Origin of the sequence: Paenibacillus sp. FSL E2-0201 (assembly GCF_037963325.1) — a bacterium.
Lineage (GTDB): Bacteria > Bacillota > Bacilli > Paenibacillales > Paenibacillaceae > Paenibacillus_AQ.
Genome location: NZ_CP150154.1, coordinates 5,855,887 through 5,870,642 on the forward strand (window position 1 = coordinate 5,855,887; position 14,756 = coordinate 5,870,642).

Sequence of the window (14,756 nt, forward strand, 5' to 3'; positions counted from 1 at the left end):
AAAAGGGCCCCATTCGGGGCCCTTTTCGTTATTATCTAAGATAAAAAATTATTTATGGATTCCTTGTAATGCTTCCCATGCGGATGGATTACTAAAGCTGCGATTCCATGACCCAATGCCTCCAAGCCCCATGGACTTAGCAAGCTCAACTCTTGATTTTAAGCTCACCTCATCTTCTATCCATATTTTCTTAAGAGCGCCATCTTCCTTGTACTCTACGTAATTCTGCCCAGCATCCTTATCAAATGTCGGGGTTAGCTTCTTCTCTTTAATAATTTTTTCAACGGCATTCATACTAACCGATTTAGAGCTTACCTTTGTCTTGCCATCTACTTGAGCCTCAGTCCAGATGCGGGTGTACAATGGGATCCCCAGAATCACCTTCTCAGGCGGCACATTGTCCTCCTCTATGATCCGGCTTATTGAATTCTCTACCCAAGGTAAGGAGGCAACAGAGCCCGCGATAGGGCTAGCCGCCCAATGTTCATCATATGCCATCACTATCAGATAATCGACTAGTGTCCCAAGAGCCTTGCGATCAAGGAACGCAGACCACATCTCACTATTAGATTTAGGTGTCACGTCTATGGAGACGATTAGGTTCTTAGCCTGAGCCATTGGCTTTAACTCTCTCATAAATTGAGTGACATTCTCTCCGTCTTTCGTATACACATTCTCAAAATCGATATTAATTCCATCCAAATTGTATAAATCCGAATATTCTAAGATCTGAACAATTGCATTCATCCGTTTCTCATAGGTAGACAATGCCTCAGTAGTCATGTCTGGATCAAAGCTATTGCTGAGCAGTCCCCATACCTCTAGCCCGTGCTCATGCGCCCACTGCACATATGCACTGTCGGCCTGACTGCGCACATTGCCATCACTATCGATAATACTGAACCAGGTTGGGCTGGCCACATTGACGCCTGGTAGCTCACCGAAGGTTTCTGGGTTAGGTTTGCGTTGGTAAACAGCCTCCCAATACAAATTTACTGACTTCCCTTTCCAGTTACGTTCAGCGCGTGTTGGCGTGGATTTTTTTGGTTCCACTGTCTTTTGACCATCCGGAATAATGTCACTTGCCTTGGCATAACCTGCATACCCGCTGCTTAATTGTACAAACAGCCAGTCCTTATTTTCCTCATTCCAAATATTCACGACTGCCCCAGGAGACATATCCGCAACGATAGGTGCGTGAATAGATGCCTCATTTCGAAGAGCTACTGACTTGCCTCCTTGTTCACCTTTAACTTTCCCAAGCGAGACAGTCTCTCCTGCCGTCATAAGTAGTATTGCGCCAGTAGTTGTATCCTCCTGAATTTCAAACCCATACAGATCTTCTAATACATCCGCGGGAAGGTAGGTTACTTTCTCCTTCACTTCAGGCGCTAACCGCAGCTGTAATGGACGATTGTTCAGACTGGCATCAGTTTTATTCTCCTGCATGTATAGCAGCTCGCTATCCGTTGATAATATGACCGATTTCGTCTTCTCTTCATAACGAATGGACGGATCCACATACTCTTGCAACAACGGTAATGGTAACAACATGCTATCCCCAGTCCCGCTGGCAGAATAACCTGTGTGCTCTCCTTTTACAAATATGGGATGCTCTTGAGCTTTCCAGTCCACATCTATGTGCTGACGATTTGGCAATACATAAAATACTATCCAGTAAGCTGCAGCTGCAATAATTAAAAGTCCAAACAAGCGTCTAAAAAAACCTCCGCGCTTTTTAACGCGTCTATGTCCCTGTCTAATGTCCAAAATATATCCTCCAGATAATGAAATGATTTTTAATAGAGTTTAACATTACGATTATAACATCCACTTGGTTTCGTATAACCAGTATAAAAAAGTAATTATTCCTATAAAATGTTATATCAAAGAAGAAATGACGTTGTCGCCCTTTATAGATGACAAGCGTTTCTCGTAGAGAAATAAAAGGATAATGCATAGCGTGAAACTTATATGTTCTTATATTTTCAAAAAATAAAAACGTGAGTCCTCCGCTTTCGGATTTCTCACGTTTATTGTGGTAACTTGGCAATATTGCCTTGACACATTCTATTCTAGTCCTAATGCTGCTTCTCTCTACAACTTTCGCAAATTCCATGCAGCTCCATACGCAATCCTGTAATCTTAAAGCCTGTAGCTTGCTCAGCATGCAGCTCTACATCCCTAAGTGAAGGATAACTGAAATCCTCAATCTTACCGCACTGCTGACATATAACATGATAATGATCAGACACATTAGCATCAAAACGACTGGAGCTATCCCCATAGGTCAACTCACGAACCATGCCTGCTTCCATAAACATCTTGAGATTATTATATACGGTTGCTACGCTCATGCTCGGAAATTTAGGCTCTAATGCCCGATATATATCGTCAGCTGTAGGATGATTCATTGCTTCCATCAAATACGTAAGAATCGCATGACGCTGGGGCGTTATACGGACACCTGTTGTTTTTAATTGTTCCAATGCATGTTGTACGCCACTCCCCATGACTGTCACCGCCTTTTGAATTTAAAAATAAAAGAAATATTTCTTATAATTGTAAGACTGGGTTTTTAATCTTGTCAACGGAGTCGATACATTATATTCATTATTATATAAGAAAAATTACTTTTTTCAATAACCTCTAACATTTAAGTTGCTGTTTCCCTCAACCTGAACTTTGAATTCACCTGTGCCCACTTCACCAGATATCTTCTTCTTATCAATGGTTAAGCTAGGTAAATCCGAAGTGATATCACCATATCCACTAGAGCCATTCAACTTATAGTTCCCTAAAAGCGGCAAATACAAATGGATATCGCCAACTGCGCTATAAATATCCCAGTCTCCTCCGACTTCCTGTGAACGAACATCTATGATTCCATTTAGGGATTCTGCATGCAGCTTCGATCTGGCTCCATCAATCTCTAAATTACCATTTTTGCTGGAAATATCAATCTCAGCTTCATTCCCGATTGCACCGATATTGCCAACTGCCGTTGATAATTTCAAAGCCCCTGTAACGTTCCAAGCATTCATGTTGCCACCGCTCGTCGATAAATCAACACTGCCCTGGACAGATCTGGCACGCACAGCTCCATTCAGTGTTTTCCCCTTTACATTACCAAAGACACGATGAAGAATAAGTTCTCCATTTCCTGTTTCAAGTGAAATATCTTCAATCGCTTCTATGTTCTGTAGGGTGATCCCGCCATTCATTGTACGAACATCAAGGTTAAACCGACGATCTTCCGGCAAGGTAATATCTAGATCCATTCGCGGCTGACGTTTGCCGGATTCTCCATACGCCTTACTATTCGAAGTGATTTTTATGGTTGGTCCTTCAACAACATCCACAAAGGATTGTTCCGAAATGGCTTCAGCCATCGGCCCCTCCAATTGATCTACCCAGATTGTAGTAGTAATTTGAATGTTATCTACCGGAGCACGATGCAATAAAACATCACCATTAATACCATCAATGGATATTTTGGCCGTATTTAATTCGACGGGAACTATAATCGGAGCCTTCTGAAATTTGCTGCCCTTAGCCTCGCCATAGTCCACTGCTGCTGCAGTAAAGTTAAGACTGACATTTTTCCAGAGATATAAATAATGCTCTTGTTCCGCAACGATAAATACACTAACAGCAAGCACTATAGCAGACAAAAGACCGCGTAAGTCCAATCTGATTCTTGTTCCCTTTTGTACTGAGCCTGAACGACCAGAGAAGAAATACATGATCAAGAACTCAATCCCCCATAACACTGGGATGACTGGCCACCACTTCAGGAGCAGAAGCATATAATCGGTTCCGTCTCTCCAATCCAGAAACAACGGGATGGCAATAGCAATCAGCAAGACCGATGCCGTATACCTTCCTACACGCCGGTTATGAGGCTCATTTTTTTTGCGCCAAACGATTCCTCTAACAATCTCTCTCGTTCCTATATATAGACCACCACATAATAAAACGGCAGCTACGGTCACTTCGGAGTAATGCTCAATAAAGAACTGCAGCCAAGCTGGCTTTTGGCGAAACAGAATAAGTAATGCCCCCCCTAAGAGAAGCAGAAATCCAAAGGATATGCCAGGTTCAGTGACGATACTGCGACGCTTTGGAGATGTAGTTACTGTTGCCGCCGGATCATCAAGCTCTTGATCTTCAGGGTAACGAATAATCTTGTCCGCTGATTGAAGCACATCATAGACATTGTAGAAATATATCGCCGGAATAATTAGTGCAAGTAAAATAAGTAACGGTACATTAATCTGCATTCCAATGGATGAAAAATACAGTAACGCCGAAATATCCAATAGAATCAAGAAGATAAAGGTTATTCCTTTGCGGAGAAGCCCAAAGTACAAATGTCCTGTTCCTGGGATGAGAGCTGCCAATAGTCCAGCGATAAATTTGCGTTTGCGGGGACGCCGTTTCGGACGCGGAGGAATGATCTTCTTCTGTATCTCATTCTCCGTATTCTCTAGGTCGACAGAACCCTCCTGCTCTTCCTGCGCCGCGAACGTTGCAGAGTCATTCGTCATATTCTGGACTCCTCCTTTCGTAAATACTTGTCTGTGCATACGTTTCTTCAAAGTAAACCACTCCGGTAAAAGTCAATCAATTCCACGCCGGGGGCAACCTCCTGCGACCCAGTAGGCACAAATCCATGCTTTCTGTACAAAGAAACGGCAGGTAAGTTTAGTTTTCCCGTAGATACGATGAATTGCTCCATCCCTGAAAAATGTTCGAATACATATTCCAAGAGTCTGCTAGCAATACCTCTACGAAAAAAGTCCGGACCTACCATCATTCGTGTAATCGTGAGTTTGCCTGGGGATTCCTCCTCTATAGCAATCGCACCCATCAGCTCTTCCTCTTCATCGAAGCAGCCATAAAAGCCCTCTTTAGAGTGGCTGAGCATCTCTCTCGTCTCCATAAGTGGGGGGATCTCACGAAACCCTATTAACTCCGCTTCCAGTCGGTAGGCCTTGTGCTGGAGGCTCCATAGTTCATTAACGGTATTATCATCCTGCAGATTAAGCTTAATAATTGTATTCATCCCTACCAGTCCCCTTATATGCCGCGAAAGGCCTGCCGTTGCCGACAAGCCCTTTGCTTATTACATAAGTATATTACCCCGAATATAAACGCCCTCGGCGTCCTTTTATGGACGGCAAGCGTTTCTCGTAAAATATAAGGATAAAGTATAGTGTTAAACTTATACTTTCTTATATTTCTGATAAAGGCTTAGTTGCCCAATACCTCGATCAGAAGTTTATTCGCTAGACCTGGATTAGCCTTGCCTTTACTTTCCTTCATTACTTGTCCTACAAGGAAGCCAATGGCTTTCTGTTTTCCTGCTTTATAATCCTCAACAGATTGCGGGTTAGCAGCTACGACAGCTTCCACAATTCCTTTAATGGCACCTTCATCGCTGATTTGTACCAGACCCTTCTCCTCAACGATTGCCGCAGGCAACTTACCGCTCTCTAGCATTTCTTTAAATACCGTTTTAGCGATCTTATTGCTGATGGTTCCGCCTGCAATAAGGCCAATCATTTCCCCGAGCCCTTGCGGCGTAATCTTGACCTGAGACAATTCCAGGTTATTACTATTCAAATAAGCCAGCAGATCACCCATGATCCAGTTTGCAACAGCCTTGGCATCCTGCGTATAAGCAAGGCAACCTTCGAAAAAGTCCGCTAACGGTTTAGAGGACGTAATCACGCCAGCATCATAAGCTGTAAGGCCCAGTTCTTCACTATAGCGAGCTTGTCTTGCGTCCGGCAGTTCCGGGATCGTCGAGCGAATGGATTCTTTCCAGGCATCGTCAATATGCAGTACGATCAAATCCGGATCTGGGAAATAACGATAATCGTGTGCTTCTTCTTTACCACGCATAGATAAAGTTTTTCCTTGCGCTTCATCCCAGCGACGAGTCTCTTGCACAACTACTCCACCTTCATCCAGGATCTCAGCCTGACGATATTGTTCATACTCCAGTCCACGCAGCACACCACGGAAGGAGTTCATGTTCTTAAGCTCTGCTCTAATGCCGAATTCCTCTTGTCCTTCTGGGCGTAAACTGATGTTCGCGTCACAGCGCATCGAGCCTTCTTCCATCTTGACATCAGACACATCACAATACTGCATGATCGCACGGATTTTCTCCAGATAAGCACGGGCTTCTTCTGGGGAGCGTAAGTCTGGCTCGGATACGATTTCGATAAGCGGCGTTCCCACCCGGTTGAAATCGACGAGCGACGCAAACCCACCATCTACGTGTGTCAGCTTACCTGCATCCTCTTCCAAATGAAGACGAGTAATACCGATCCGTTTGGTCTCTCCATTGACTTCAATGTCGATCCAGCCGTTTAAACCGATAGGTTGATCAAATTGCGAGATTTGATAAGCCTTCGGAGAATCAGGGTAAAAATAGTTCTTACGGTCGAATTTACTAACATCACCGATGGTGCAATTCAGCGCCATCGCTGCTTTCATAGCGTAATTTACCGCTTGTTTGTTGAGTACTGGCAATACGCCGGGGTGACCCAGGCAGACGGGACAGGTATGCGTGTTAGGCGGGGCTCCAAATTCAGTGGAGCATCCGCAAAAGATTTTGGAGTTGGTATGAAGCTCTACGTGAACCTCTAAGCCAATGACCGTTTCGTATTTAGACATAAGTAATTCCATTCCCTCCTTTACTACAGCTGTGGACGCTGCTTGTGATGATCTGTATTTTGTTCAAAAGCATGAGCAACACGCAGAATCGTGCTCTCGTCAAATTCTTTACCAATAATTTGTAGACCAACTGGCATACCTTCTGCAAAGCCGCATGGAACGCTAACGGCAGGAATGCCTGCCAAGCTCACAGGAATCGTGAGAATATCGTTCAGATACATGGTCAGCGGATCTTCAGTCTGTGAACCTAATTTGAATGCTGTCGTAGGCGCTGTTGGGCCGATAACCACATCATATTTTTTAAAGATGTCATCAAAATCCTGTTTAATCAAAGTACGCACTTTTTGTGCTTTTAAATAATAAGCATCATAATACCCGGAGCTCAGCGCATAAGTCCCTAGCATAATACGGCGTTTCACCTCAGGGCCAAAGCCGCGACTGCGGGAGTTTTGGTACAGATCGAGCAATCCTCCACCTTCATCTACACGTACGCCATAACGCACACCGTCAAACCGTGCAAGGTTAGACGAAGCTTCCGAGGAAGATAGCAAATAATAAGCCGCTACTGCGTATTCCGTATGTGGTAATGAAACTTCCTCCCAGACAGCACCCATTCCCTCCAGCACCTTAAGCGCGGACAAGACCGTCTCACGAACAGAAGCATCGACACCAGCTCCCAAGTATTCCTTAGGTACAGCGATACGAAGACCGGAAACATCACCAGTCAGTGAACTCAAATAATCAGGAATTTCTACCTTAGCTGAAGTAGAGTCCTGTGCATCATAACCAGCAATAGCTTGAAGCACATATGCAGAATCTTCTACATTACGTGTTAGCGGGCCAATCTGATCAAGAGAGGAGGCAAAAGCCACCAGTCCGTAACGTGATACAAGACCGTATGTAGGTTTGAGACCTACGACGCCGCAATAAGAAGCAGGCTGACGGATGGAACCCCCAGTATCCGAACCAAGTGAGAAGAACACTTCACCTGCAGCTACAGCTGCAGCAGATCCACCACTAGAACCTCCAGGAACACGTTCTAGATCCCAAGGGTTACGCACAGGTCCAAAGCTGGAGTTCTCGTTAGATCCGCCCATCGCGAATTCATCCATATTCAATTTACCGATCGTTACAGCATCTGCCTGTTGCAGTTTAGATGCTACAGTTGCGTTATAAATCGGCTGAAAATTATTCAAAAATTGGCTGGCACAAGTCGTGCGCAATCCTTTAGTTACAATATTGTCCTTGATTCCGGCAGGAAGACCAAACAGCAGCCCACGTGCTGCTCCAGATGCCAGTTTGTCGTCCAAAGCGCGTGCAGTGCTACGAGCGCCCTCCTCGTTCAAGGTCAAAAATGCATTTACTTTCTTATCCCGTTCAGAGATAATCGCTAGCGATTCTTCAGTCAGTTCACTGACTGATACTTCTTTAGCAGTCAACATACGATGTACTTCTGGCAATCGATTTTGAAACAGGCTCAAGATTCTTCCCCCTTTCTAATTATGTAGTTATTCCAAAACAGCTGGAACCTTGAAATGTCCGTCTTCATCATCCGGCGCGTTAAGAAGTGCTTCCTCTTGCGTTAAGCTTTCCTTCACAACATCATCCCGCATCACATTACTGACCTGCAGTACATGCGTGGTTGGCTTCACATTCTCCGTATCTAGCTCATTCAACTTCTCAGCATATTGTAAAATAGCATTCATTTGTTCTGTAAAGGTTGCCTCTTCTTCCGGGCTCAATTGCAGACGAGCCAGCTTGGCCACATGCTGCACATCTTTAACGGTAATGCTCATAAGTTAAATCCCTCCTGTTTAAAGGGCTAAAGCGCCCGGATAACGTTTTTAATTATATTGTAGAAACTTGGACAATTCAATGATGGGCTGTAAAACAAACGCTCCTTTATCCAAGTGAAGGGGATTCCAACACTTTTTAAAGGAGCGTTTCATGCATTAACGTATAGGGATTGTCATTTCAAGCTGTAGAATATATTCGATTGCCGGGTAACCGTGACTGTCCAGTAAATTTCGTTTTTCGCTTCCCTCTCCAATATATTTGTAGAGATAAGGTTTGACAGTTAGTGCTTTCACATCCCTTGGCAACGGCACAAGATTAACATCCTCTTTAAGACTATAATGGATTGCATCATCTACCTTCTTCGAATCTGACCAACCATTGCTACCATTCACATATTTCAACAAGTTGCCTTTATCATCGTAGAATTCATAATGGATTGCCAGGTTGTTTGTATCTGTTAGGTAAGTATCAGGAATATCACCCACGGCTTGAGTACTCATTTGTATTTGTGTGGTTGCCGGAGTCTGAGTAATCTTTTCGATAATGGTCGTTACATGATTATAGGTTCGACTGATTCCGGGCTGATGAACAATATTATGACTCGTATCCTTCTTTACAGGGATTTCAATTTGAAAATCATCCTCCATTCCGGACAGCCGGCCTTTCACTGTCATTTGGAACTGATCCGGTAAAGTAGTTCCCCCCTCATCATAGGATTTCTCTGAGAATTGCAAAATTAACGCTCGCTCATCAGTCCCGGGAGAAATAATAATCCCAATATTGTGTTTAAAAGAATTCTCTATTTCTTCCCCAGCGTTTAGAGGTTGTCCATCAATGAATACCCGAAGATCCTGAACAGATTCACTGAATGCTCCCTCTTCACCTTCACGTGTCAGCGCTACAGAAAGCCGTGTACCATCATATATAACTTCACTAGCACGGATAGTAACACCTTGAACTTCGTCGCTATTATTAATTGAGGTCGTAAAGCCTTGGCGACTCGCTGCTTGAAGCCCCATATCACCAGCAAACTCAAAAATACTATTTACTAAGGGGATACGTTCGAGCGACCTAGCGAGAGCAGGAGAAGCAAAGCCGCTTCCAAGCACGATAACTCCTAAAACCAGAGCTACCCCAAATCCAATCGCTGTCCGCTTCAAAATATTAAATTTGTACATAGGCTTCGTTATTTCATCTAACATCGCATACGTTTCCTCTTGGCGTTGGCGAATCACAGCGGGTAGCTCATTTGCCGGGAGAAGATTCATATTTTTCAAAAGCAACTCAAGCTGTTCCGATGTTCTCTTCTTCATGTGTTTCTTCCCTTCTAAATATCATTAGAATCCATTCAATAAGCTTTTTCTTGCCCTATAGAGACGCGATTTAACTGCCGTTTCGGAAATATTCAGAAGATCTGCAATCTGCCGAATAGGCATATCCTGAAAATAATGCAGCGAAATCACGGTCTGCAGCGGAGTATCTAGCCGCTCCACTGCTTCTCGCAACTCGATTTTTTCGTATTCTGCATCGGAGGAATGGCATTCCAGAGCCGTAATGGTATCTCCAACTTCCACGATATTTGTCTGTTTGCGCTGAAGCTTGTGACATTCATTTATAAGAATTCGAATCATCCATGTCTTGAAAAATTCCGGCTGTCGTAAGCCTTGGATAGACCGATAAGCCTTTAATGTGGCTTCCTGCATGGCATCTGCGCAATCCTGATCCCTGCCCAAAATAGATCGGGCCATGCCATACATTTCAGGTTCAATCTGCCGACACAGCTGAATAAAAGCTTCCTTATCGCCTTTTCTCGCTTTTTGAACAGCGGTTATCATCTTCACTAGAGGTTCTCCTTTATATAGGTTAAAGCGCCTATACCGCAGATCTGCATTCTCGTATTCGGCTCTCAATAATTTAGATACATAAAATTGGCAGTTGGTTGTACCCCGAAAAAATAAAAATGAGCGCTCTAAAATTATAAAGAAGGAATTAAAAAAGTTTTTGAAAGTGATGTGTCCATTCAGGGGGGGATGATGAGGTGGAATTCTCTTTATGACACAAGTAAAAACGCCTTCGGGGCCATATAAGGACGCTAAGCGTTTAAGGGAGAAATATAGGACATAAAGTATGGTGCTTTCTTATATCAAAACAAAAAAGCCGGCTTGCGCCGGCCTTCCTTAAATCCAAGCTCTAAGATTCACTTGTTTAATGAAATCTGCTTGGGACATGCTTTCAGTTGACGTTGTTTCCGTCTCTTCTGTATCCATATCTTCACCGTTCATCAAATGATGGAACAGCTTCTCATTGTACGTGGACAAAGCATAATCAATTAACGCTTCATGCGTTGCTCTTTCAGCCTCAGCTACTAATAAATGTTCTTCCGCCTCAATGTCTTCAGCCGGAACATAAAAGTTCCTGTTGGCTTCCGGTACACGTATAACATAGTCAAACGCATTATCGGGATTGCGGTCGTAAGCAATTAGGTAGCCGTATTCCCCGATAGGAAGACTCTGCTCAAAAGCGTCCGCAACAATGACAATCTTTTCTCCTAAACGCAGCATCGCCCTACCTCCTGACCCCAAAATCTATCATGATTTTGCTTGTTTCAACAGTCTACTAAAAAAAGATAGAACTGTCTAGCAGCAGTCCGGGTGATCCTGAAAATTCTACCAAGCAATAACGCCTTCGGCGTCCCCTAAGGACGATATGCGTTTATGCGAGAAATAGAAGGATAATGTATAGTGTGAAACTTATACTTTCTTATATTTTAAAATATACTATATTCGATACCCAACAGCTTAATAATCAGTCGGGAAAGTTGTTCTTCCTTGTCAAAAATGAGGCCCCAGCAAGGCAAATCATGATCAATATACTGGCAGACAGATATGGACCTGCTCTAAAACCTTCTCCATCTGTTAGAATTCCTGCTGACAGTCCGGAAAGTCCGGCGGGTGTCCAGTCAAACCAATTAGGCAATAAACTTAAACCTAGTGAAAATCCAGCCATTAACGCCAATGCTAGAAATGCGGCTACTGGAGGTCTTAAAAAGGCACTAAACAACAAAGTAGTCGAGACAACACATAATAGCCACAAACCATACACTCCAGAAGCTACGATAACATTGCCCCATGATAGTGAGCCAATTAGCTGTTCCGTGTAGTATCCAGCACCCGCTGCACCCAGTCCAAGAGCAACAACAAGCAAGGTTAATTGGGCTGCCCATTTAGCGAACACAATTGCTGCCGGAGAAACGGGTCTTACTAGAATTAACTCCATAGTTCCGCTATAACGCTCACCCGCTAAAGTGTTCATAGAGCCAAGCGCCAACACGAGCATCCCAATCGTTCCATACTGTCCTAGAGCTTGCGCCATCACAATTGCGGCACTCGGTATTTCATAACCCTCCAACAGACCCGGGGGCACATCACCTGAGGCTTTTAATATTTCTGGCAAATAATAAGTACTTAAAGGCTGCATAATACCTAAGATGATGAACACGACAGGTATCCAGATTAGCTTATAATTACGAGCCATCTCGAGCATTTCTTTTCGATAAAGGATCCATGTGCTGCTCATACGCCCACCACCTTCATAAATAAATCCTCTAATGTGGAAGAACCTGCTTCAAATTGCAGCAATGGAACTTCGAGCTGCGCCGCTTCGTGCAAAATCGTCCGGCGGGCCATTTCTACATCGTTCACATTAAAGACGGCATGATCTCCGAACAACTGGGACTCCAGTACAAATGGCTTGGAGGCAAGAGATTCCAGCCACTGAATGGCTTCTTTGTGCTTCTCGGTACGTAAACGAATAACAGGAAGACTGTATTGTGAACGAAGCTGCGATAAAGACCCCTGCTCAGCGATGAGTCCATGATTCATTAAAATAATATCATCACAAATCTCTTCTGCATCATGCAGCACATGTGTGGAGAAGACTACCGTTGTCTCTTCACGTATTTCTCGTAGCAATTCCATTACTTCCCTGCGGCCAATCGGATCAAGTGCAGATACAGGCTCATCAAGCAAAAGAAGTCGAGGGCGATGTACAAGCGCCTGTGCGAGACCCAGCCGCTGCTTCATCCCACCGGAATAGCCACCAATCTTGCGACGAGCATCGTCTTTGAGGCCTACACGCTTAAGCGATTCTAATGCGTTGGTTGTCGCTTCTTTAGTACCCATCCCACTAAGCTTTGCAGCAAATACTACATATTCCTGTCCAGTCATCCACCCGTAAAAGGCCGGAGACTGCGGAACATACCCTAATCCCTTGCGATATTCTGATCCAGGACGGCTCCCCTCAAAAGAAATTATTCCAGAGGTAGGTTCTAAAAGTCCAGCCAGCATACGTAGTGTGGTCGTCTTTCCAGCACCATTAGGCCCCAGTAAAGCTACACACCGCCCTTTTTCAATCTCAAAGCTTATATCCTTTACGGAAATAAACTCCCCATAGCTTTTGCGTAAATTTGTAACTTGAAGGAGTGACATTAGACATCTTTCCTTCCTATCGTAAAGTAAGCTATGCTGCCTAGCATATTTCCAAAAATAATAATGATGATCCACATCCATTTTGGGCCACGCACGCTATCGGCTTTGGCTAGTGAAATCAAACCGATAATAGCCAGTAAAGCCTGTAAAATGATCAACGGCATAATTAAACCCCAATTTACATCTTCCATGAAGTACCACTCCTTTAGTGTTATGAAAGGAACGAGCTCATATCCTAGACTCTTACAATTTTTTTCTCCTACGTCTTTCCGGTAGAATAACAACAAGTATATAGACCAGAGCGGGAGACGGTACTGTAGTAATAGCCCATAGTCCCCAGAACCAAGCTTTTCTTCCGCGTCGTCTTGCGTCCCGGAACAAAAACGTGCCTTGCAGCATTAAAAGAACAGCTATCAATATCCATAACCATAGAGGTACATCTTGCAGTTCATTCATTCCTGTGCACCTTCTCTATTCCTCCTGATTCTCGCTATCCCTAGAGCACTGAGTCCCGCAATAGGAATGATCGCTTGAATAATCCAGTAGATCATCGGAGCAGAACCGAGAATGGATAGAAATACGCTGATCAGAATCAACGATATCCCCCAGAATAGCAACAGCTCTTTACGTTCCATGCTCTTTCTATGCACAGAGGCATCAACCATTAACCTCTCCAGTTCCTGTAATGAAGGTGGTGTGATGTCATTATATTGTGCATCTAACCGGTCAAGCTCATCTGCAAGCTTATGCAAATACAACTCAGGCTCCTTATCTTTATCCTTCTCCATCCTCATTCAGCTCCTTTCGTAGTTGGTTAAGACCAAGCGATACACGCGACTTGACTGTGCCTGAAGGAATTCGCATGATTTCACCGATTTCATCGTAGCTATAGCCATAATAATGCTTCAGTAACACAGCTACCCTTTGTGCAGAAGGCAATCTGGAGAGGGCATCCAGCACTCCACTCCATTCCTCCCCCCTGCTCTCAAACCGCCACCGAATCGAACGTATCCCCTGTTCCTGTTGCTCGCGCTGCTTCCACTCCGCCTCACGCTTCCAGCGTCGCTTTCGATCAATGAACATTCTGGTAGCTATTGTGATTAACCATGAGGAAAACGAAGAGGTTCCGTTATAGGTGTTGATTTTTTCCATACATCTGACCATAGTGTCCTGTACAAGATCCTCTGCCAGCAACGGGTCCATAGTCACCTTGATTAAATATTTAAATAAAAAAGTATAGTGTTCTTGCAGCAGTGAAGACAGTGCTGAAGCATCTCCCTGCTGTGCCCGTCTGATTCTCTCCAGCGACTGATCGCTCATCTGCCCCTCCATTCAAGATTTCGTTCCTATATTTGTAGTACGAATATGTATTGTGAATCGTTCACTTTGCTTAATAATTATTTTTTGAGATCCCACAACTTGCGCCGCCAGGGCTGAATGATCCCATCCCTTGCCGGAAAACGCCAAAAAAGCGACGCACTTCTGCACTCGCCCCTTGAATTCACTTGTACTTCCATGTAATCCACACTGCCCTTTTGGAGCAAGGATTCACCATAATTAACTTTGGAATCATACCAACCGCAGTCCAACGGGTAGTATATATTCTTCTCCATTCTACTTCCCTCCATGCTTTTAAGCCTATATGAAGACAAAAAAAGAACGCAAACCGGGATTAATTCCGCAGTCTGCGTGCTTCGCGAGGTAAATGTTACATTTAATTAACCTCATTGTAGTCCTTTTGTAGTCTTTTGTCTATCATAACTTCCTCGGTTTTTGTCGGTT

Annotated in this window: 17 protein-coding genes; all 17 read right to left on the bottom strand. The window is 44.0% G+C overall.

Annotation, left to right across the window (positions count from 1 at the left end):
- Window positions 1-48 precede the first annotated feature (48 nt).
- On the bottom strand, window positions 49-1,764 hold the full coding sequence (locus NSU15_RS26350) for a glycosyl hydrolase family 18 protein (RefSeq protein WP_339291471.1): 1,716 nt from the start codon (window positions 1,762-1,764) through the stop codon (window positions 49-51).
- 317 nt (window positions 1,765-2,081) lie between these two features.
- Complete coding sequence (locus NSU15_RS26355) at window positions 2,082-2,513, bottom strand: Fur family transcriptional regulator (protein WP_339288114.1); 432 nt, start codon at window positions 2,511-2,513, stop codon at window positions 2,082-2,084.
- A 126-nt stretch (window positions 2,514-2,639) separates the two neighbouring features.
- Complete coding sequence (locus NSU15_RS26360; RefSeq protein ID WP_339288115.1) at window positions 2,640-4,550, bottom strand: DUF4097 family beta strand repeat-containing protein; 1,911 nt, start codon at window positions 4,548-4,550, stop codon at window positions 2,640-2,642.
- 47 nt (window positions 4,551-4,597) lie between these two features.
- Window positions 4,598-5,068 carry a GNAT family N-acetyltransferase gene (locus NSU15_RS26365; protein WP_339288116.1) on the bottom strand — a complete coding sequence of 157 codons (471 nt, stop codon included), beginning with the start codon at window positions 5,066-5,068 and terminating at the stop codon, window positions 4,598-4,600.
- Between the two features lie 188 nt (window positions 5,069-5,256).
- Entirely contained in the window at window positions 5,257-6,690 is a 1,434-nt protein-coding gene (gene gatB / locus NSU15_RS26370) for an Asp-tRNA(Asn)/Glu-tRNA(Gln) amidotransferase subunit GatB (RefSeq protein WP_339288118.1), read from the bottom strand.
- 23 nt (window positions 6,691-6,713) lie between these two features.
- On the bottom strand, window positions 6,714-8,171 hold the full coding sequence (gene gatA / locus NSU15_RS26375; RefSeq protein WP_042131014.1) for an Asp-tRNA(Asn)/Glu-tRNA(Gln) amidotransferase subunit GatA: 1,458 nt from the start codon (window positions 8,169-8,171) through the stop codon (window positions 6,714-6,716).
- Window positions 8,172-8,198: 27 nt separating this feature from the next.
- On the bottom strand, window positions 8,199-8,486 hold the full coding sequence (gatC, locus tag NSU15_RS26380) for an Asp-tRNA(Asn)/Glu-tRNA(Gln) amidotransferase subunit GatC (RefSeq protein WP_042131015.1): 288 nt from the start codon (window positions 8,484-8,486) through the stop codon (window positions 8,199-8,201).
- Window positions 8,487-8,642: 156 nt separating this feature from the next.
- Complete coding sequence (locus NSU15_RS26385; protein WP_339288119.1) at window positions 8,643-9,800, bottom strand: DUF4179 domain-containing protein; 1,158 nt, start codon at window positions 9,798-9,800, stop codon at window positions 8,643-8,645.
- Window positions 9,801-9,824: 24 nt separating this feature from the next.
- Window positions 9,825-10,322 (bottom strand): sigma-70 family RNA polymerase sigma factor, encoded by a 498-nt coding sequence (locus NSU15_RS26390; protein WP_339291473.1) that lies wholly within the window; start codon window positions 10,320-10,322, stop codon window positions 9,825-9,827.
- 342 nt (window positions 10,323-10,664) lie between these two features.
- Entirely contained in the window at window positions 10,665-11,048 is a 384-nt protein-coding gene (locus NSU15_RS26395) for a hypothetical protein (RefSeq protein WP_042131017.1), read from the bottom strand.
- A 244-nt stretch (window positions 11,049-11,292) separates the two neighbouring features.
- A complete protein-coding gene (locus NSU15_RS26400; RefSeq protein WP_339288121.1) occupies window positions 11,293-12,063 on the bottom strand; it encodes an ABC transporter permease subunit in 771 nt (256 codons plus the stop codon).
- The gene (locus NSU15_RS26405; protein ID WP_339288122.1) at window positions 12,060-12,974 is read right to left on the bottom strand and encodes an ABC transporter ATP-binding protein; all 915 of its coding nucleotides are present in this window, start codon (window positions 12,972-12,974) and stop codon (window positions 12,060-12,062) included. Before NSU15_RS26405 ends, NSU15_RS26400 begins: the two co-directional genes overlap by 4 nt.
- Complete coding sequence (locus tag NSU15_RS26410; protein ID WP_042131020.1) at window positions 12,974-13,165, bottom strand: PLD nuclease N-terminal domain-containing protein; 192 nt, start codon at window positions 13,163-13,165, stop codon at window positions 12,974-12,976. Before NSU15_RS26410 ends, NSU15_RS26405 begins: the two co-directional genes overlap by 1 nt.
- A gap of 52 nt (window positions 13,166-13,217) precedes the next feature.
- A complete protein-coding gene (locus NSU15_RS26415; protein WP_339288123.1) occupies window positions 13,218-13,430 on the bottom strand; it encodes a hypothetical protein in 213 nt (70 codons plus the stop codon).
- The gene (locus tag NSU15_RS26420; protein WP_042131022.1) at window positions 13,427-13,762 is read right to left on the bottom strand and encodes a YxlC family protein; all 336 of its coding nucleotides are present in this window, start codon (window positions 13,760-13,762) and stop codon (window positions 13,427-13,429) included. The genes NSU15_RS26415 and NSU15_RS26420 overlap by 4 nt, the downstream gene beginning before the upstream one ends.
- Window positions 13,749-14,294 (bottom strand): RNA polymerase sigma factor SigY, encoded by a 546-nt coding sequence (gene sigY / locus NSU15_RS26425; RefSeq protein ID WP_339288125.1) that lies wholly within the window; start codon window positions 14,292-14,294, stop codon window positions 13,749-13,751. The genes NSU15_RS26420 and sigY overlap by 14 nt, the downstream gene beginning before the upstream one ends.
- A 77-nt stretch (window positions 14,295-14,371) precedes the next feature.
- Window positions 14,372-14,587, bottom strand: coding sequence for a hypothetical protein (locus NSU15_RS26430; RefSeq protein ID WP_339288126.1), 216 nt, complete (start codon window positions 14,585-14,587; stop codon window positions 14,372-14,374).
- Window positions 14,588-14,756: the final 169 nt, after the last annotated feature.